This window comes from Paractinoplanes bogorensis (assembly GCF_018829635.1).
Classification (GTDB): domain Bacteria; phylum Actinomycetota; class Actinomycetes; order Mycobacteriales; family Micromonosporaceae; genus Actinoplanes; species Actinoplanes bogorensis.
On record NZ_JAHKKG010000007.1, the window covers coordinates 244,052 to 263,193 of the forward strand.

A 19,142-nucleotide genomic window follows, 5' to 3' on the forward strand; every position below is an offset into this window, starting at 1 on the left:
GAGAAAGGAAACGGCGTACGGGAAAGGTCCTATCGCGCCCTTGCTCCCGGGCGGCGCTGGCGGGGTGTGAAGGCCAGCACCGGTTCGGGCGGCTCGGCCAGGCCCCCCTCGGCCAGCAACTGCGCGATCGGCAGGGTGGCCGCGCCCATCGCCACCGCATCGGTGCCGAGCTCGCAGAGGGTGATGGAGGTCTGCGCGTACGGGCGTCGCAGTGCATGCCGGGCCGCGGCCTGGCGGATCTCGGGCAGGAAGCGGGCGCCGAAGATCGATCCGGTGTCCCCGCCGAGCACGATCCGCTCGGGGCTGAACAGATTTATCAGGTCGCCCAGGCCCGCGCCGAGATAGCCGGCCGTCTGCTCGAAGACCTCGAGCGCCGCGTCCGGCAGGTCGTCCCGCTTCAGATATCGGGGCAGAAGCGTTTCCTCATACGCCTCCCCGACCGCCCCGGCCAGCCGCCGCCCGATCCGTTCGGCGCCGACATAGGCCTCCAGGCAGCCCCGCGCCCCGCACCGGCACTCGTCGCCGTCGTAGATCAGCGTGGTGTGTCCCCACTCGCCGGCGTTGCTGTTCGCCCCCCGGTAGTAGCTGCGCCCGTCCATCACGACGGCCGCGCCCACCCCCGTGCCGATCATGACGATGACCGCGTGCCGGGCGCCGCGGCCCGCACCGAACCACATCTCGGCCTGGCCGTGGGTCTTGGCGCCGTTCTCCACGAAGATCGGCACGTCGGTGCCGGCCCGCAGCATCGCGCCCAGCGGAACCGTGTCCCAGCCGGTGGGCTGCGCGTCGACCACGCCGTCGGCGTCGACCACACCCGGTACGCCGACCCCGAAGCCGAGCACGTCGGCCGCCGCGACCCCGGCCTGCTCGATCACCTGGTCGAGGCCGGTCAGCACCCGGCCCGCGACCCGCTCGGGATGGTCGTCGTGCTCGAGGCGCGCCACCGCGAGGCGGGACATCTCGAGGTCGTACAACTCGACCAGCACGCGCGTCTCACCGACGTCGGCGCCCACCACGTACCGGAAACCGGGGTTGACCCTCAGCAGCACCCGCGGGCGGCCGCCGTCCGAGCCGACCAGACCGGCCTCCTGAACCAGGCCCTCCTCGATCATCTCGCCGATCAGATTGCTGACACTGGCCTGGCTCAGCGCCGTGCTGGTGGCGAGTTGCTGGCGGCTCTGCAACCCGCCGTGGAACAGGTCGGTGAGCAGGCTGGACCGGTTCGCCCGGCGGACGTCACGCACCGTCGTACGCCTGGTATCCAAACCGCACCCCTTTTGTGTGGCCGCTCCCCGAACTGCCATCTAACGCCACGTGGCCGGAAAATCGTAAGCCGACCGCATCGACGTCGGCATATCGTGCCCGAGTGACCGACTATCGCGACGTCAATCGCGCCAACTGGGACGACCGCGCCGCCGCCCACGCCGCCTCGCCCGGCTACGCCGTCGACCGGTTCGCCGCTGACCCGGAGCATCTCAGCGACGTCGTCCGTTTCGACCAGCCCCGGCTCGGCGACCTGCGCGGACTGCGCGGCGTGCACCTGCAGTGCCACATCGGCACCGACACGGTCTCGCTGTCCCGGCTCGGCGCCACCATGACCGGCCTCGACTTCTCGCCCAGGTCGCTCGACGAGGCCCGCCGGATCGCCGCGCTGGCCGGGGCCGACGTGCGGTTCGTGCAGTCCGATGTCTACGACGCCGTGGCCGCCGTCGGTGACGGATATGACCTGGTCTATACCGGGGTGGGAGCACTCTGCTGGCTGCCCGACGTGAAGCGCTGGGCGCGCACCGTCGCGGCACTGCTCAAGCCGGGCGGGCGGCTGTTCATCCGCGAGGGCCACCCGGTGCTGTGGGCGCTCGACTACGACCGCAAGGACGACGTGATCGCCCTCGAATACCCCTACTTCGAGCGGGAGGAGGGGCTGGTCTTCGAAGAGGGCGGCACCTACGTCGAGACCGAGGCCGAGTTCGCGCACAACACGACCGTCGAATGGAACCACGGCATCGGCGAGATCGTGACCGCCGTGCTCGACGCCGGGCTGACCCTGACCGGCCTGGTCGAGCACACCAGCGTGCCGTGGGAGGCCCTCGAAGGCGGCCGGATGACCGACATCGGCCGCGGCGAGTACCAGTTGACCGACCGTCCCGACCGGATGCCGCACAGCTACACGCTGCAGGCCGTGAAACCTCCCGTTTAGAGATCAATCCTCGCGGGGTATTCGCGGGCATCCCCACGGCATAGGAGGCCCCGATGCGCGCAGGCTCGATCGGCGGGCTGATTCTGATCATCTGGCTCGTTCTGGGCGGCGTGGCCGCCTACGAACGGGGTTACTTCTCCGACACCAGCAACACCAGTTGCGCCGAGTTCGGCACGATCGTCGTCACCGTAGTGGCCGGCCCCCTCAACTGGGCCGGCATCAACCCGAAGATCACCTGCGACGTGGACGTTCCGCCACCCAGCAAGTGACCTGACCGACCCGGCGACGGCGCCCGCTCTCCAGCGGGCGCCGTCGCCGCACCCGGACGGGTGATTTGTGTCATTCGTGAGCGACTGGCCGTAACTCGGATGAGCCATGCGCGTTCCGGCCGGAAAAGGTAAGTTGATCGGTGTGACGGCCGTGGCGCGTGTGCTCCCCAGAGACTGGGATGGGCACCGGTTGCTGCGCTTTCTGACCGGGCTGGCCATGCTCGCCCTGGCGTTCGCCGCTCACCTCGCCCCGGCCCGGCTCGAGACCGCGGCCCCCGCGCCGGTGCTCGCCGAGGCCAGCATCGCCGCCCCCGCGCCGGTCGTCGCTGATGCCGGCATCGCCGCCCCCGCGCCGGTCGCCGCCACGAGCATCGGCGCCGCCCCGCAAGACGGACAAATCGCCCAGGCCGCCCCCGCGGTCCGGATCGCGACGCCGGCCACTGAGTTGCCGGTCGGCTCGACCGTCCCGGTGCTCGTGGCGGTTCTCGTGCTCGCAGGGCTGGCCATGCGCGTACGGGGAAATCGTGGTCCTCCGCTCCTGACCCTCTGAATCACACGCGCCGGCGGCCCACCGCTGCCCGCGGCGAGAGCCGCTTCACCCTGCCCGGTCCTTGAGGAGAACCGCGTAAGCCTGTGAGGTTGCGATGGAAAACGCCCTGCAAAGCTTCTTCGTCTCCATTCCCCAGGCCGCCGCGCTCTGGCTGGTCATCCTGGTCGCCATCGCCGTGGCCGGGGCCTACGTCGGCCTGCCGCGCTCGGCGCCGGTTCCGCCGCTGACCCCGGCCCAGGCCGACGAGATGCGCTACGCCGACGAGGTCGTCGTGGCGGCTGAACGTGCCGCCGCCACCGCCGCCCGCCGCCGGGCCGAGTGGGCCGCCGCGCAGGAGCGGGTCGACGCCGCCTGGCGCGCGTTCGACGAGGCTGACCGCATCGCCCGCGAGGGAGCCCAGGCCGCCGCCTTTCCGCTGATGAGCCGGCGCCGCAAGCCGGGTGAGAACGCCGACCGCCAGCGCTACCTGCACCACGCCGCGGTCGCCGCCTGCCGGAACCGGCAGATCTCGATCGCCCAGCTCAACGACGTGCTCGCGCACCGCGGCTGGAACCCGCGGCTGCATCCGGTGGTGCAGGAGGGATTGCTGCGCAACGCGGTCCGGGCGCACCGCATGTCGCAGTACGAGGACGCGCAGAAGCTCGAGCAGGCCGCCTGGCAGGAGTCCGAACTGGCCGCCGAGGCGTTGCGCACCCTGCGGGCCGAGGCCGCCACGGCGATCGTGCGGGCCGCCGTGACCAAGGAGTCGCCGGCCGACGACGAGTGGTTCGCCGACCAGTGGGCGACCGGCGAGATCCCGGCCACCAAGGCCTACGCCTGATCGTCCCTTGTGGAGACGGGGACGTTCGCCCGCGACCATCAGGTTAGGCGGGTACCGTAACCGGGCAGGATGACCGCCGACACCTTATCGGGCAGGGGGCCAGAGCGTGGCATCAACTCCGGCGGGCGGGCAGCCTCCCGTGATCCGGATGCACCGGGCCGCGCGCGTGGAGGACGCCCTCCACGAGATCGTCGAGCGCCGGCTGCGCAACCGGGGCTGGCGGCCGGTGATCACCGCCTACACCGGCTACGGCGCGCCGGGCTGGGCCCGGGTGATGGCCCGGGTCGTGCTGACCCGTGGCAATGCCCGGGACAAGAAGCTCGACAAGACGCGCGGCTGGCGCAGCTTCACCAGTTCGCCGGTGCACAACACGGTCGTGAAGATCCAGATCGGCGACAGCATCACCGAGACCCGCACCGACCGCAGCGGCTACGTCGACACCCGGGTCAAGGGTGACCTCGAGCCGGGCTGGGGGAGCGTGCGGCTGTTCACCGAGGGCGCGGCTCCGGCCGACGCGCCGATCCGGGTGGTCGACCCCGAGGCCCGCTTCGGCCTGATCAGCGACATCGACGACACGGTCATGGTCACCGCGCTGCCGCGTCCGCTGCTGGCCGCCTGGAACACGTTCGTGCTCGACGAGCACGCGCGCATGGCGGTGCCGGGCATGGCCGTCCTCTACGAGCGTCTGATCACGGCCAACGCGGGCACCCCGGTGTTCTACCTGTCGACCGGCGCCTGGAACGTGGCGCCGACGCTGTCCCGCTTCCTGTCCCGTCATCTCTATCCGGCGGGCCCGCTGCTGCTCACCGACTGGGGGCCGACGCCCGACCGCTGGTTCCGCAGCGGCCAGGAGCACAAGCGCACGACGCTGCAACGGCTGTCCCGGGAGTTCCCGAACATCCGCTGGCTGCTGATCGGCGACGACGGGCAGCACGATCAGGAGATCTACTCCGAGTTCGCGCACGCGCACCCGGAAAACGTGGCCGCGATCGCGATCCGGCGCCTGTCGCCGACCCAGTCGGTGCTGGCCGGCGCCATCCCGGGCCCGTCGGGCAACCCCGAGGCGGTCGGCTCGGGCGGAAAGACCTGGTTCTCCGCGCCCGACGGGGCCGGTTTGTGGTCGCTACTCCGCGATACTGATGTCGTCTGAGTCCGCGGCAGCTGCCTCGGCCACCCGCTGGTGCAGCCGGTCGCGGATCTCGTCGGGCGTATATTGCCGTCGTCTACGTTCGGCTCGCGCCACGACGGCGCCCGTTGCCGCGACCCCCGCCAGACCGGCCAATCCCACTACCTTCCACCAACGCATCACTTGAGGATAGACACGTGGACGCCGCCATCAGCCTCGACGAGGCCATCGACCTGACCCGGACCGGGGATATCTGGATCTTCCGGGGCCGCACGGGCGCCGACCGGGCGATCCAGACGCTGACCAACAGCCCCGTGAACCACGTGGGTATGGCGATCGTCGTCGAGGACATGCCGCCGCTCATGTGGCACGCCGAGCTCGGCCGGTCGCTACCCGACCTGTGGTCCGGTACGTTCCAGCGCGGGGTCCAGCTGCACGACCTGCGCGACGCGGTGACCGTGTGGGCGCACCGCTACGGCCAGCGGGGCTGGTTGCGGCAGCTGGAACCGGGTGTGCCCAAAGAGATGGAAGACAAGGCACTCAAGACGGTGGCCCGCCTCGACGGCACGCCGTTCCCGTCGTCGGCCCAGCTGGCCTGGCGCTGGGTGCGGGGCCGGGTGCCGCAGGTGCGGCCGCGGTGGCGCCTGCGCGGCGGCAAGGGCCCGGTCACCGAGGCCGCGCTCGAGACCGCCTACTGCGCCGAGGTGGTCGCGGTGACGTACGAGGACATGGGGTTGCTGCCGCGGGGGCGGCAACCCAACTGGTACGACCCGGGTCGCTTCTGGAGCGGCGACGACCTCGAGCTGGCCGACGGTTTCACCCTCTCGGACGAGATCGAGGTGGACATCCCCGCCGACTAGGGCCACCTTGTCGGGATGGGTGGTGTGCGATTGGTCGGGCGGGTGGCCGAGGTGGTCGCCCTCGACCGGTTGCGGGCCTCGGCCGAGCAGGGCGCGGGCGCCACGGTGCTGCTGATCGGTGAGGCCGGCATCGGCAAGACGACGGTGGTCGAAGAGGCGGCCGCCCGGGCCACCGCGGCCGGGGTCACGGTGCTGGCCGGGCGGGCCGATCCCGACGAGGGTGCCCCGAGCTTCTGGCCGTGGACCGGCCTGCTGCGCGACGCCCCGCACGGGCTCTCCCCGGCTCTGCTGACCATGGCCGATGCGGGTGAGCCCGCGGTCGCAGCCCGGTTCCGCGCCATCCAGGCCACGATCGCTGCCCTCCTCGAAAAAGCCGAAGCACACCCGCTGATGCTCGTGCTCGAGGATCTGCACTGGGCCGACGACGCCTCGCTGGCCCTGCTGGCCGCCCTGTCCCGCCGGATCGGCCACGCCCGTGTCCTGCTGGTCGGCACCGCCCGCCCCGACCGCATCCCGGCCCTGGACAGCGCCGAGGTGCTGACCCTCGGGCCGTGGGACCAGGCGGCGGTCGGCGACTATCTGAACGCCCACCCGAGCTGGGCGCCGGTCGTGCACCGCCTCGGTGGGGGCAGCCCGCTCTACACCCGTGAGCTGGCCCGGCTGTTGCAGCGCGACAATCGGCTGAGCGGCCCGGCCGGCGCGATCGACCTGCCCGACGGCCTGCGCCGGCTGGTGGCCCGGCGCACGGCCCAGCTCACCACGGCCTGCCGGCAGATGCTGTCGACGGCGGCGGCCTACGGGGCCGACATCGACGTGACCGTGCTGGCCCGGGTGGTGCCGGTCGCGGCACTCGGCGAGGCGGTCGCGGCCGGGGTGCTGGTGGACGATCCGTGGGCGCCGGCCCGGGTGCGGTTCGGGCACGAGCTGGTCCGGCAGGCCCTCTACGACGGGCTCGGACGCGACGAGCGGATCCGGGCCCACGCCGCGATCGCCGATGCGCTGGCCGGCATCGGGAGCCCGGCCGAGATCGCCCGCCACCGGGTGCGGGCCGCGGTCGACGACCCGTCGAGGAGCGTCGCCGTCGAGGCCTGCGTGGCGGCGGCGCGGGCGGCGGCCCGGGGCCTCGACTACGCGGAGGCGGTGGCTTGGCTGAGCCGGGCCCTCGACAACGCTCCGGGCGACCCGTGGTTGCGGTTGGAGCGCGCTGAGGCGGCGTACCGGAACGGGCAGTTGGATCTGGCCCTGACCGACTGCGAGGCGATCGTCGACGAGGTCGGGGCCCCGGCCGCGCTGGTGATCCGGGGGCTCGGCGGACCGCTCGGGCCGGCCCTGCTGCGGCTCTGCGAACGGGCCCTCGACCAGGAGCTCGAGGCCGCGGAACGGGCGAAAGTCCTTTCCCAGTACGCTTTCCTGCTCGCCGACGACCGCGACCCGGAGCGGGCGGAACGGATCGGCCGGGAGGCCATGACGCTGGCCGAGGCCGCGCAGCGACCGGACGCGCTGGTCGCCGCCCTGCACGCGCGGCACGAGACGATCGACACGCTGTCCGCGCTGGACGAGGTGGATGAACTGGCCCGGCGCAGCTGCGAACTGGCCGGTCCGAGCGGGCGGCCGGACGCCGAGTTGTGGGGCCGTTCGTGGCGCCTCGACGTGTGTCTGGCGCGCGGCGATCTGGTGGAGTTCGACGCCGAGTCCGAGCGCCTGGCCGGTCTGGTCGAGCGGCTCGGCTGGCCGGTCGCGCGCTGGCACCTGCTGCGGGCCCGGGCCGCGCGGGCGTTGCTGGCGGGCCGGATCGGCGACGCGCGCGACCTGGCGACCGAGGCCCGGGACGTCGCCGCGCGCTCGCAGGACGCCTCCGCGCCGTACCTCTACTGGGCCTTCCTCGGCGGTCTGTCCACGCTGACCGGGGACTACGCCTGGGCCGGCGACCTGCCGTTCGACGACCGGGCGCCGATCGCGGTGGCCCAGCTCGGGCAGATCGCGATGGGCCGCGGCGACCGGGAGACGGCCGTGGCGTCGATCCGGCGGCTGGCCCCGATGCTGCCCCGGCTGCCCGCCGACGGCCGGCGCGTGTTCGTGACGATGATCGCCGGCGAGGTGGCCGCCTGGACCGGCGACCTGGACGTCGTGGCGGGCTGCTACGAGCGGATGCGGCCGCACGCCGGGCTCTATCTGAACTCGATGTCGGCCTGCCACGGTACGTTCGCCCGCCTGCTCGGGACGATGGCGACCGCGCTCGGCCGGCCCGAGGCGCCCGATCTTCTGGCCCGGGCGGTCGAGCTCGAGGAGCGCATCGGCGCGCCCGCATTCGTGTGCCAGGCCCAGATCGCGTACGCCGGAAGCCTGCGCACCACCGACCCACGCCGTTCCCGCGAGCTCGGGTCGGCCGCACTGGCCACCGCCCGTCGTCTGGGCTTGACGGCCCTGGCGGCCCGGGCGGCCGAACTCGCCCGGGACGACCTCACCGCCCGGGAACGCGAGATCGCCGCGCTCGTCGCCGACGGACTGTCCAACCGGGCCGTGGCCGAGCGTCTGGTGCTCTCCGAACGCACGGTCGAGACGCACGTACGCAACATCCTCGGCAAGCTCGGCTTCGCCAACCGGGCCGACCTACGTGCCGCATCTCAGTACCGGCACTGAGGTTCGCGCCCGCGGGAACGACGAGTCTCGAAGCATGACGACACAGATGCACAACACCCTTCGCCCCGGCACCTACACCATCGACACCGCGCGGTCGGCCTGCCGGCTGACCGCCACCCACACCTTCGGGCTCAAGCCGGTCGCGGCCACCGTCGACCTGCGCGGCGGCACGATCACCGTGGCCGGCGACCTGGCCGCCTCGACCGCCTCGGCCGTGCTCGACGCGGGCACCTTCCGCAGCGACGACGAGCGGCGGAACAAGGACATCGCCGGCCGGAAGTTCTTCGACGCCGCGCAGCACCCGACGATCGCGTTCCGCAGCACGGGCTGCCGCCGTGGCGAGGAGGGCTGGCTGCTCGACGGGGTCCTGCGGGTACGCGGCCACGACAGCGACGTGACGCTCGCGATCGAGGTCGCCCGGTCCACGCCGGACGGTTGCCATGTGGTGGCCACCGGCGTGATCGACCGGATCGCCGCCGGAATCACGGCCGGCCGGGCGCTGATCGCGCGGCCGGTGCGTGTGGTTCTTGATCTGCACGCGTGCTGACCACCTGGCGGGCGACGCGGACGAAGGAGGCGACGGCCGGCGAGCGTGACTCGGCCAGCCAGACCACCTCGAGGGTGGCCGGCGGGAGTTCCGGCACTTCCCGATAGGCGATGTTCGGGCGCGGGAACCGCTCGGCCACCCAGTCCGGCAGGAACCACACGATGCTCCCGATCTCGACCAGGCTGAACAGCTGGGAGACGTCCTTGACCAGCGCGACCGGCGGCGGCAGCACGTTGCCGGTCTCGGCCCGGGCGCCGTTGGGCAGTTTGCGGCCGGTCAGGTCGGCCAGCCGGATCGTGGTGCGCGCGGCCAGCGGGTCGGCCGCGGGCAGCGCCACCACGCGGGCCCCGGTCACCAGCGGTTCGCTGTCCATGTCGCGGTCGTCGAACGGGGCCAGGGCCAGCGCCACGTCGGCCCGCCCGTCACGCAGGGCGGGCACCTGCTGCCCGGGACCGCCGAGCACCAGTTCGATCGGCAGCGTGTCGTACGCGTCCACGATCAGCGGCAGCAACCCCGCGTCGTAGTCGGCCTTGAGCGCCACCCGCAACGTGGGTTCGGCCTGCCCCGCACGCCGGGCCCGGCGAGCTGCCGCCGCCACCGCGTCCAGCGCGACCCGGGCGTCGGCCAGCAACGCCTCGCCGGCCGGGGTGAGCGTGACCTGCCGGGTGGTGCGGATCAGCAGTGGCACGCCGAGCTGCCGTTCCAGGTCGCGGATGGCCTTGGAGAGCGGCGGCTGGGCCATGTCGAGCCGTCCGGCCGCCCGCCCGAAATGCAGCTCCTCGGCCACCGCCACGAAGTAGCGCAACTGCCGGGTCTCCAGCTCACTCATATTCACACGGTATCAATCCAGATGCAGACGATCTTTCCCTCGTACGCCCCCGGAGGCGTTGACTGAAGCACATGAACGTAGTCACCGCTCCCACCAGCACGATCGGCCGCCAGGTGGTGCAGAACCTGCTCGACGCCGGAGAACCCGTACGCGTCGTGGCCCGGGACCCGGCCCGGCTCGCCCCGGACGTCGCCGGCCGTGTCGAGGTCGTCGTGGGCACACACCGCGACCCGGCCGTCGTGGCCGAGGCGTTCACCGGCGCCGAGGCCGTCTTCTGGCTGGTTCCGGCCGACCCGCGGGCCACCAGCGTGGACGAGGCCTACGTCGGCTTCAGCCGCCCGGCCGCCGAGGCGTTCCAGGCTCGGGGCGTCCGGCGGGTGGTCGGCATCTCGGCCCTCGGTCGCGGCACCCCGGTCGCGGATCGGGCCGGCCTGGTCACCGGCTCGCTGGCCATGGACGACCTGATCGCCGCAACCGGCGTGCCCTACCGCGCGCTCTGCATGCCGTCCTTCATGGACAACACGCTGCGCCAGATCGCACCGATCAAGAACCAGGGCGTCCTGTACGGTCCGATCGTCCCCGGCCTCAAGGCGCCCTCGGTGGCCACCCGCGACATCGGCGCCGTCGCGGCCCGGCTGCTGCGCGACGATTCGTGGACCGGGTCGCAGGAGGTACCGGTCTACGGCCCCGACGACCTGACCTTCGACGAGATGGCCGCGATCATCTCCGAGGCGCTGGGCCGGCCGGTTCGTTACCAGCAGACGCCGGCCGACGCGTACAAGCAGAACTTCCTGGGTTTCGGCTATTCCGGCGCGATGGCCCAGGCCATGCTCGACATGGCGCAGGCCAAGAACAACGGCCTGGACAACGGCGTTTCCCGTACGCCGGAAGACAGCACCCCGACCTCATTCCGGCAGTGGTGCCTCGACGTGCTGAAGGAGGCCGTCGATGCCTGAGTCGCTGACCGGTCAGGTCGTCATCGTCACCGGCGCCTCGTCCGGCATCGGCGCGGCCACCGTCCGGCTGCTGCACGCGGCCGGCGCCCACCCGGTGCTGGCCGCGCGCCGGGCCGACCGCCTCGACGCGTTGAGCGAAGAACTCGGCGGCGCCCTGGCGGTGCCGACCGACGTCACCGTCCCGGCCCAGGTGCGCGCGCTGGCCGAGGCCACGATGGAACGCCACGGCCGGATCGACGGCCTGGTCAACAACGCGGGAGCGGGCAGCACGTTCCGGATCGAGGACCTCGACCCGGACGACTACCTGGATCTCTACCGGCTCAACGTGATCAGCGTGGTCAACGGCGTTCAGGCCGTGCTCCCGCACATGCGTAAGGCCGGGCACGGGCGGATCGTGAACGTCAGCTCGGGCAGCGTGCAGACGGCCGAGACGAACGGGCTGGTCGGTCCGTACGCCGCGACCAAGGCGGCCCTGAACCTGCTGACCCACTCGATCGGCCTGCAACTGGCCGCCGACGGCATCGAGGTCAGCCTGGTCTCGCCGCGGATCACCGCCACCGAGTTCAACGACGGCGCCTACGACCGCCCGTCGATCGAGATGGGCGCCGTCACGGTCGTGCCGCACTCACCCGCGTACGTGGGCCGGGTCATCCTGCGGGCCCTGCGCACCGGCGAGGCCCGCATCGACATCCCGGCCGGTCCCGAGCAGCCGGACTTCCCGGACGCGGGCTGACCTGCGCTTTTCGGGCAGCACGGGACAGTGCCGGAGACGACAGTCGCGGGCCGCCCTCATCGGGCGACCCGCGACTGTGGACGAACTGAGGTCAGCGACCAGCGCGGCGACCGCCGACGCGGGTGCCGGCCGAGAACGCCGCCGCCCCGCCGCTGCGCGACTGGCTGGTGTGGACCGGCGTCGAGCCCGACCGACCGGCCGAACCACTTCGGGGCGCCGAACCCGACCGCGAACCCGTGCGCGGCTGCGAACCGGCGGTCGCACCGGTGGCGGCGCCTCCGCGGCGGCCCCGCGAGGAGCTCTTCTGCTCGGGCACGCCACCCTCGGCGGCCGGACGACCGGTACCCCGGCCCCGGCCCCCGCCGCCACTGCCGCGGCGCGCGCGAGGCGCCGACGACGCGGTGCGCTCGGGAGCGGGCGCGGCGACCGGCGCGGTGACGAAGACACGCTCGCCCGGCGCCAGCTCGGCCAGCAGCGGGTCACCCGGGCGGGTGCGGCTGGTGGTCGGGCGTACGCCGGCCTTGCGGGTCAGATCGCGCACCTCGTGCTGCTGGTCGTCGGTCATCAGCGTGATCACGGTGCCCGCGGCGCCGGCCCGGGCGGTGCGGCCCGACCGGTGCAGGTAGGCCTTGTGCTCGACCGGCGGGTCGGCGTGGATCACCAGGGCGACGTCGTCGACGTGGATGCCGCGGGCCGCGATGTCGGTGGCCACCAGCGTCTCGGCGGTGCCGTCGGAGAACGCCGCCATGTTGCGGTTGCGGGCGTTCTGGGCGAGGTTGCCGTGCAGCTCGACGGCGGGCACCCCGGCCGCGATGAGCTGGCGGGTCAGCACCTTGGCCCGGCGCTTGGTGCGGGTGAAGACGACCGAGCGGCCCGGCGCCTGCAGCAGGTCGACCAGAACCGGGAAGCGGTCGTCACCGCGTACGTGCAGAACGTGGTGGGCCATCTCGACCGGCGCCTCGGTGGCCGAGTCGACCGAGTGCGTCACCGGCTTGCGCATGAAGCGCTTGACCAGCACGTCGACGCCGTTGTCGAGAGTGGCCGAGAAGAGCATGCGCTGGCCGTCGCGCGGGGTCTGGTCCATCAGCTTGCGCACGACCGGCAGGAAGCCGAGGTCGGCCATGTGGTCGGCCTCGTCGAGCACGGTGATCTCGACCGCGTCCAGCGAGGCGTGGCCGTTGCGCAGGTGGTCGTCGAGCCGGCCGGGGCAGGCGACCAGGATGTCGACGCCGGCCTTGAGGCCCTTGATCTGCGGGTTGGCACCGACGCCGCCGAAGACGGTGAGGGTGCGCAGGCCGAGCTTGGCCGCCAGCGGCGCGATGGTCGCGTCGATCTGGGTGGCCAGTTCGCGGGTCGGGGCCAGGATCAGCGCACGCGGCCGGCCCGGCCGGCGCGGCGACTTCGAGACGGCCAGGCGGGCCAGCACGGGCAGCGCGAACGCGTAGGTCTTGCCCGAGCCGGTGCGACCCCGGCCGAGCACGTCGCGTCCGGCGATCGAGTCGGGCAGCGTCGCGGCCTGGATCGGGAACGGGGTGGTGATGCCGAGTTCTGCGAGGGCCGTGGTGAGCACAGCGGGCACGCCGAAATCGGTGAAGGTGGTCATGTAGCGGAAGCTCCGTAACGTCGAAGGTCGTCCTGCCCGGCGCGACTGTGTCCAAATCAACATCAGTTGTCTCAGTCGCGGCGCGTGGTGGCCGATCCGAGGGGACAGTGCCGAGGGCTCCTGTCCGGCGGCGGCCCGAGGCAAGACTGAGCGGGCCGCGTGATCAAGCATACCTGGCCGCTTTGCAACCCGCTGGCACCCGAATTAGACCCATTTAGCACTTTATTGGAGTCACCTTTCTCCTCAGCGCCGGGATATCTCCCCCCACCCGGCCAGGTACGCGAGGAGACCCCCCACATGAGCGGTGCCACTTTTGCTGCCGACCGCCGTCGCGCCGACCGCGGTTCGGACGACCGTCGTCGCGAGGATCGCGTCCAGGCCCACATGCCACTGGTCGGCCATCTGGTGCGCGAGATGCTGGCCCGGGTCCCGGCCCACGTCAACCGCGACGACCTGCTCTCGGCCGGGTACGCCGCCCTGGTGCACGCGGCCCGCGGATACGACGAGGACCGTAACGTGCCGTTCGCCCGGTTCGCCGCGGCGCGTGTCCGGGGTGCCCTGCTCGACGAGCTGCGCGGGCTCGACTGGGCCAGCCGCTCGGTGCGGCAGCGGGCCCGGCGTACCGACGGTGCTCGACAGGAGCTGACCGCCGAACTGGGCCGCGTACCGACCGTCCGCGAGGTGGCCGACCGGCTCGGCTGCTCGGTCGAGGACATCGAGCACGCCGACGACGACGTGCAGCGGGCGGTGGTGTTCAGCCTCCAGGGCTTCGCCACGGCCGGCGCCGAGGACATGGTGACCGAGCCCAGCGCCGGTCCCGAGGAGATGCTGCTGATGCGTGAGCGGCTCGGCTATCTGCGGCACGCCATCGACGCACTGCCCGACCGGCTGAAGGCGGTCGTGCAGGGCTACTTCTTCGAGGAACGGCCGATGGCCCGGATCGCCGAGGATCTCGGCGTCACCGAGTCGCGGGTGTCCCAGCTGCGGGCCGAGGCGCTGACCCTGCTGCGGGACGGGATGAACACCCACCTCGACCCGGCCCTGGCGGCGCAGACGCCGGCCAAGGAGGGCTGTGTGGCCCGCCGCCGGACGGCCTACTACGACCAGATCGAGGCCCGTGGAGACCTGCGCGCGCGGCTCGCGCTCACCGGACCGGACGGCTTACCGGTAGCCGCCTGAGCTCCGGGGTGGTTGGGTGGGGCCCGTCGCGGTTCGCGGCGGGCCCTCCGTCCGGCTCTACTGGTTGGCGCAGGTGCCGGCCTTCTTCTGGGCCGCGATCGCCTTGGCCGCGCCCAGCTTGTAGAGGGCCAGGCCCTCCTTGGCCGGCTCGAGCTTCCAGGCGTCGCCCTCGTAGACCATCGTGTACGACTGCGCGGCCACGAGCTGCTTGGCGATGACGACGGCCCGGTCAGTGCCCTCCATCCGGGCGCTGGACAGCGTGATCGTCAGGCCCTTGCGCGAGCAGGCCGTGTTGAGCTTCACGTAGTCGTCCTTGGTGATCGCCTGCTTGCCCGCGGCGGTGTACATGTCCCAGGCGCCGGCGAAGTCCCCGCCGGCGAAGCGGTCGAAGACCGTCTGGGCGGCCTGCTTGGCGCCCTCGACGTTCTTGGCCTCGGGTCCGCCCGCGGCGGCCTGGGCGGCGCTGCCGGACGGTGCCTCGTCGTCGCCGCTGCACGCGGTCGAGAAGGCGAGGGTGGCGGCCGCGATGAGGGCGAGCGCGCCGAGGCGTCGGATCGGGTGGTGGTTGGTCATGCCCGGGTTAAAGCGGATCGGCCGTCGTGCGTAACGGCTCGCCGGAAACCATGACCGATAGACGACAATTTCGTGGCGAGCCGTAACCTGCCATCGATGCGCTAGTCTGGTCGTTTGTCGAGAGACAAAAATAGCGGCCGATAAGGGCCGCCAGTGCCGAATGCTACCACAAAGGGGAGTGGCTTTGTCAAGCTCCGCCGCGGCCGACCTCGAAGCCGAACAGGCGTACCTCACCACCCTCTACAACCGGCTGGACGGCCTGCGTGAGCAGGCCGACAACCGTCTGCGCGCCATTCTTCTCGAGGCCGGCGGCACCCCGCAGGGCCGGGCGCAGCGGGAGGCGACCCGCTCGCATTACGCCGAACAACTCGCCCAGATGAATGCCGTGGAGAACGGCCTCTGCTTCGGCCGGCTCGATTTCACCGCGGACGAGCCGCGCTACATCGGACGGATCGGGCTGTCGGCCGAGGAACACGATCGTGACCCCCTGCTGGTCGACTGGCGGGCCCCGGCGTCGCGATCGTTCTATCTCGCCACCGCGGTGTCGCCCGACGGGGTGAAACGGCGCCGGCATCTGCGCACCAAGGGGCGGCGCCTGACCGCCATCGACGACGAGGTGCTCGATCTCGAGGCCGGCCGGAGCGGCGGTCGCGAGGACGTGACCGGCGAGGCGGCGCTGCTGTCGGCGCTGACCGCCAACCGTACGGGCCGGATGCGCGACATCGTCGAGACCATCCAGTCCGAGCAGGACGAGGTCATCCGGGCCGGGCTGCCCGGCGTCATGGTGGTGCAGGGAGGTCCCGGCACCGGCAAGACGGCCGTCGCGCTGCACCGGGCGGCCTACCTGCTCTACACGTACCGGGGGCAGCTGACCAAGCAGGGCGTGCTGATCCTCGGGCCCAACCCGACCTTCCTGCGCTACATCTCGCAGGTGCTGCCGTCCCTGGCCGAGACCGGGGTGCTGCTGGCCACGCTGGGGGACATGTTTCCCGGCGTACGGGCCCGGGCCGTCGAATCCCCGGCTACGTCGGCCCTGAAGGGCCGTACGGCGATGCTCGACGTGCTGGCGAACGCGGTGGCCGACTGGCAGACCGTGCCGGACGCGTACGTGGAGGTTGACCACGACGGCTACCCGCTGCGCATCGAGCGGGCCGTGCTCGAGGACGCCCGGGCCGCCGCCCGCCGCACCGCCCGCCCGCACAACGTGGCCCGGTCGGTCTTCGTCACCGAGGCCATCCACGCGCTGTCGCTGCAGATCGCCGAGCGGATCGGCGCCGACCCGCTGGGCGGGGAAAATCTGCTCTCCGAGGCCGACCTGGCCGAGACCCGCCGCGAACTGCGTGAAGACATCGACGTCCAGCAGACGCTGTTCGACTTCTGGCCGGTACTCACCCCGCGCCGGGTGCTGCGCGAGCTGTTGAGCGATCCCGTACGCCTGGAGGCCGCCGCCCCCGAGCTCTCCGCCGCCGACCGGGCCCTGCTGCGGCGCGACCACGACGCCCGCTGGTCCCCGGCCGACGTGCCGCTGCTCGACGAGCTGGCCGAGCTGCTCGGCGTCGACGACACGCTCAAGGCCCGCCAGGTGGCCCAGGAGAGGCGCGAGGCCATCGAGTACGCCGAGGGTGTGCTCGAGATCGTCGAAGGTTCCCGCTCGCTCGACTTCGAGGACCAGGAGGAGGAGATCCTCTCCGCCACCGACGTCGTCGACGCCAGCGCGTTCGTCGAACGGCACGAGGTGCTCGACACCCGGACGGCGGCCGAGCGGGCCGCGGCCGACCGCACCTGGGCCTTCGGTCACGTGATCGTCGACGAGGCGCAGGAGTTGTCGCCGATGGCCTGGCGGTTGCTCATGCGGCGCTGCCCGAGCCGCTCGATGACCGTGGTCGGCGACGTCGCCCAGACCTCGGAACTGGCCGGCACGACCACCTGGGAACAGGTCTTCGAGCCGTACGTGGCGCAGCGCTGGAACCTGGTCGAGCTGACCGTCAACTACCGCACCCCGGCCGAGGTGATGGCGGTGGCGGCCGACGTGCTGGCCGCGGTCGACCCGGCCCTCGAACCGCCGCGCTCGGTCCGCACGTCCGGGGTCGAACCGTGGGCGCTGCGGGTGCCCGCCGTCGCCCTTCCGGCCGAGACGATTGCGGCCGTACGCCTCGAGGCCGCCGAAGCCGGCGAGGGCCGTGTCGGCGTTCTGGTGCCGGAGTCACGCCAGGCCGATCTCGGGCGCGCCCTGGTCGAGGCGGTGCCCGGGGCAGCCGTGGGGGAGCAGCCCGACCTGCTCAATCAGGTGGTGCTGATGACCGTACGGCAGGCCAAGGGGCTGGAGTTCGACTCGGTCATCGTGATCGAGCCCGACGAGATCATCGCCGAGAGCCCGCGCGGACTGTCCGACCTCTATGTGGCGGTCACCCGGGCCACCCGGCGGCTCGGTGTGCTGCACACGGCCGACCTGCCCAAGGTGCTCAGCGCCCTGGCATGAGAAAAAGGGGGCTCGGCCTGATGCCGAGCCCCCGGAAAACTACGCCGCCACCGGCGTCTTGGCGAGCGGCCCACGGCTGTACGCGGTGTGGCCGTGCGCGTTGGTCATCGCGAGCCGGCTGTGCACCGACGTGCTCTCCGCGATGGTGTTGTAGTAGGTGGCCCGGCGGCGAGCGGTGATGCTCTCCGGGTTGTCCGGCACCGGCGCCAGCTCGGGGCTGAGGTGCGTGTTCAGACCGTCCTTGAGCAGCGACAGCGCCTCGGCACGGAGCTGCGACACCCGCGACTCGGTCACGCCGAGGTCGGCCGCGATGTCGGCCATCGGACGCTCCTGCAGGAAGTACTCGGTGATGACGACCTGCAGACGGTCCGGCAGCGAGCTGATCGCGTGGTGCAGGTAGCCGATCTGCTCGCGGCGGATCAGCATGTCCTCGGGGCCCGGGGTCTTCTCGGTCACCAGGTCGTCGGCGCTGCTGGTGGTGAAGCCCTGCAGCGACAGCACGGTCGCGCGCTGCACGTCGGTGTCGGTCTGCTTGAGCTCGCTGGTGGTGGTGCCGAGCGCCTGGGCCAGCTCGTCGGCGGTGGGCGTGCGGCCCAGCGTGGTGGTCAGCGCCTGGCGGGTGGTGTCGGTGGCGCGGGCCTTGGTGCGCACCGAGCGGGTCGCCCAGTCGAGGGCGCGCAGCTCGTCGAGGATGGCGCCGCGGATGCGGGTGCTGGCGAAGCGGTGGAACGGGATGCCGCGGTCCGGGTCCCAGCCGCGGGCCGCGGTGACCAGCGCGTGCAGGCCGGCACTGGTGAGGTCGTCGCGGTGGATGTGGTTGGGGATGCGGCTGAGCATGTCGCGCACCAGGTGGCCGACGAGCGGCATGTGGGTGCGGATGATCTCTTCCTGCTCGGCCGCGGACAGAACCGTGACAGCAGCGGTGTCGGCAGTGATGTCGGCAGCGTTCGCGGTGCTGGTCATCGGTGGTTCCCCCCGTCGTCGGTGACTGACACAGGGAGGTTCGTCCGGGGGCGGTTGCCGATTGAGCGGCGACGGGGTGCGCCTCGGTTGCTGTGACATGGCGTCGCTTCGCTCCGCAGGCGATCGCCTTGTAACCGGTGAGATGGCAGGCGGTTCTCCGCCGTCCGCAAACCCCGCGGCCGTCGGAGAACCGCTTGCCATCTCACCGGCGGCGATCGCGGCGCCTGTGGGTTCGTTGAGAACTCGGGCCGGTGTCTTTGCGCCGTTGCGACGGACTGGCACCTTTGGCGCATGGACCTCTCCGACAGCGCCTGGGTGATCAATCTGATCGCCGGCATCGCGGTCGCCGTGGGCGTGGTCGGCGTCGTCATCCCGGTCGTCCCCGGCCTGCTGCTGAGCTGGGCCGGGGTGCTGCTGTGGGCGGCCCTCGGCGACGGCAGCGGCGCGGTGCGCTGGCTGGTCTTCGTCGTCGCCACGGCCGTGGCCCTGCTCGGTGCCCTGGTCAAATATCTGGTGCCCGGCCGCCGCCTCAAGCACGCGGGCGTGCCCAACTCGGCGCTGCTGGCCGGCGGACTGCTCGGGGTGATCGGCTTCTTCGTGATCCCGGTGCTCGGCCTGCCGCTGGGCTTCGTGCTCGGCGTCTATCTGGTCGAACGCGTGCGCCTGGGCGCCGACCAGGCCTGGGCCTCGACCAAATACGCCCTGCACGCGGCCGGCATGGCCATGCTGATCGAGTTCACGGCCGCGCTGGCCGTCGCCGTCGTCTGGGTCTTCGGCCTGTTCTGGTCGAGCGCGATGATGCCTTAGGGCGCGTCTGG

Annotated in this window: 19 protein-coding genes; 13 read left to right on the forward strand and 6 right to left on the reverse strand. The window is 72.1% G+C overall.

Annotation, left to right across the window (positions count from 1 at the left end):
- Positions 1-29 precede the first annotated feature (29 nt).
- A complete protein-coding gene (locus KOI35_RS23570; protein WP_215790095.1) occupies positions 30-1,265 on the reverse strand; it encodes an ROK family protein in 1,236 nt (411 codons plus the stop codon).
- Between the two features lie 101 nt (positions 1,266-1,366).
- Between KOI35_RS23570 and KOI35_RS23575 the strand changes: the two genes are divergently transcribed.
- The 5 genes from KOI35_RS23575 to KOI35_RS23595 all read left to right on the forward strand — a co-directional run bounded on the left by KOI35_RS23575 (position 1,367) and on the right by KOI35_RS23595 (position 4,986).
- Positions 1,367-2,197, forward strand: a complete 831-nt coding sequence (locus KOI35_RS23575; protein WP_215790097.1) for a class I SAM-dependent methyltransferase — start codon at positions 1,367-1,369, stop codon at positions 2,195-2,197.
- A gap of 53 nt (positions 2,198-2,250) precedes the next feature.
- A complete protein-coding gene (locus KOI35_RS23580) occupies positions 2,251-2,466 on the forward strand; it encodes a hypothetical protein (protein WP_215790099.1) in 216 nt (71 codons plus the stop codon).
- A 142-nt stretch (positions 2,467-2,608) separates the two neighbouring features.
- Positions 2,609-3,016: a hypothetical protein gene (locus KOI35_RS23585; RefSeq protein WP_215790101.1), complete on the forward strand. Its 408-nt coding sequence runs from the start codon at positions 2,609-2,611 to the stop codon at positions 3,014-3,016.
- A gap of 94 nt (positions 3,017-3,110) precedes the next feature.
- Positions 3,111-3,836: a hypothetical protein gene (locus tag KOI35_RS23590; protein ID WP_215790103.1), complete on the forward strand. Its 726-nt coding sequence runs from the start codon at positions 3,111-3,113 to the stop codon at positions 3,834-3,836.
- A gap of 148 nt (positions 3,837-3,984) precedes the next feature.
- Entirely contained in the window at positions 3,985-4,986 is a 1,002-nt protein-coding gene (locus KOI35_RS23595) for an App1 family protein phosphatidate phosphatase (protein ID WP_215790828.1), read from the forward strand.
- Here KOI35_RS23595 and KOI35_RS47565 read toward each other — a convergent pair.
- Positions 4,960-5,142: a hypothetical protein gene (locus KOI35_RS47565; RefSeq protein WP_246613638.1), complete on the reverse strand. Its 183-nt coding sequence runs from the start codon at positions 5,140-5,142 to the stop codon at positions 4,960-4,962. The two genes, KOI35_RS23595 and KOI35_RS47565, sit on opposite strands and share 27 nt — an antisense overlap.
- A 17-nt stretch (positions 5,143-5,159) precedes the next feature.
- Here KOI35_RS47565 and KOI35_RS23600 point away from each other — a divergent pair, with 17 nt between their 5' ends.
- The 3 genes from KOI35_RS23600 to KOI35_RS23610 are packed head-to-tail and all read left to right on the forward strand — an operon-like array spanning position 5,160 to position 9,009.
- Complete coding sequence (locus tag KOI35_RS23600) at positions 5,160-5,822, forward strand: hypothetical protein (RefSeq protein WP_215790105.1); 663 nt, start codon at positions 5,160-5,162, stop codon at positions 5,820-5,822.
- A gap of 24 nt (positions 5,823-5,846) precedes the next feature.
- On the forward strand, positions 5,847-8,462 hold the full coding sequence (locus tag KOI35_RS23605) for an ATP-binding protein (RefSeq protein WP_215790106.1): 2,616 nt from the start codon (positions 5,847-5,849) through the stop codon (positions 8,460-8,462).
- A gap of 34 nt (positions 8,463-8,496) precedes the next feature.
- Positions 8,497-9,009 (forward strand): YceI family protein, encoded by a 513-nt coding sequence (locus tag KOI35_RS23610; RefSeq protein WP_215790109.1) that lies wholly within the window; start codon positions 8,497-8,499, stop codon positions 9,007-9,009.
- Here the strand turns inward: KOI35_RS23610 and KOI35_RS23615 are convergent.
- A complete protein-coding gene (locus KOI35_RS23615; RefSeq protein ID WP_215790111.1) occupies positions 8,945-9,838 on the reverse strand; it encodes a LysR family transcriptional regulator in 894 nt (297 codons plus the stop codon). The genes KOI35_RS23610 and KOI35_RS23615 overlap by 65 nt on opposite strands.
- Before the next feature lie 71 nt (positions 9,839-9,909).
- Between KOI35_RS23615 and KOI35_RS23620 the strand changes: the two genes are divergently transcribed.
- Entirely contained in the window at positions 9,910-10,794 is an 885-nt protein-coding gene (locus KOI35_RS23620; protein WP_215790113.1) for an NmrA family NAD(P)-binding protein, read from the forward strand.
- On the forward strand, positions 10,787-11,527 hold the full coding sequence (locus KOI35_RS23625) for an SDR family NAD(P)-dependent oxidoreductase (protein ID WP_215790115.1): 741 nt from the start codon (positions 10,787-10,789) through the stop codon (positions 11,525-11,527). Before KOI35_RS23620 ends, KOI35_RS23625 begins: the two co-directional genes overlap by 8 nt.
- 91 nt (positions 11,528-11,618) lie before the next feature.
- Here the strand turns inward: KOI35_RS23625 and KOI35_RS23630 are convergent, their stop codons facing one another.
- On the reverse strand, positions 11,619-13,130 hold the full coding sequence (locus KOI35_RS23630; RefSeq protein ID WP_215790117.1) for a DEAD/DEAH box helicase: 1,512 nt from the start codon (positions 13,128-13,130) through the stop codon (positions 11,619-11,621).
- Between the two features lie 297 nt (positions 13,131-13,427).
- On the opposite strand from KOI35_RS23630, the gene KOI35_RS23635 reads away from it, so the two are divergent.
- Complete coding sequence (locus KOI35_RS23635; RefSeq protein ID WP_215790119.1) at positions 13,428-14,309, forward strand: sigma-70 family RNA polymerase sigma factor; 882 nt, start codon at positions 13,428-13,430, stop codon at positions 14,307-14,309.
- Positions 14,310-14,366: 57 nt separating this feature from the next.
- Here the strand turns inward: KOI35_RS23635 and KOI35_RS23640 are convergent, their stop codons facing one another.
- Entirely contained in the window at positions 14,367-14,882 is a 516-nt protein-coding gene (locus tag KOI35_RS23640) for a hypothetical protein (protein ID WP_215790121.1), read from the reverse strand.
- Between the two features lie 160 nt (positions 14,883-15,042).
- On the opposite strand from KOI35_RS23640, the gene KOI35_RS23645 reads away from it, so the two are divergent.
- Complete coding sequence (locus KOI35_RS23645; protein ID WP_215790123.1) at positions 15,043-17,361, forward strand: HelD family protein; 2,319 nt, start codon at positions 15,043-15,045, stop codon at positions 17,359-17,361.
- A gap of 39 nt (positions 17,362-17,400) precedes the next feature.
- Here the strand turns inward: KOI35_RS23645 and KOI35_RS23650 are convergent, their stop codons facing one another.
- Positions 17,401-18,324, reverse strand: coding sequence for a sigma-70 family RNA polymerase sigma factor (locus KOI35_RS23650; protein ID WP_215790125.1), 924 nt, complete (start codon positions 18,322-18,324; stop codon positions 17,401-17,403).
- 291 nt (positions 18,325-18,615) lie between these two features.
- Between KOI35_RS23650 and KOI35_RS23655 the strand changes: the two genes are divergently transcribed.
- Complete coding sequence (locus tag KOI35_RS23655) at positions 18,616-19,131, forward strand: DUF456 domain-containing protein (protein WP_215790128.1); 516 nt, start codon at positions 18,616-18,618, stop codon at positions 19,129-19,131.
- Positions 19,132-19,142: the final 11 nt, after the last annotated feature.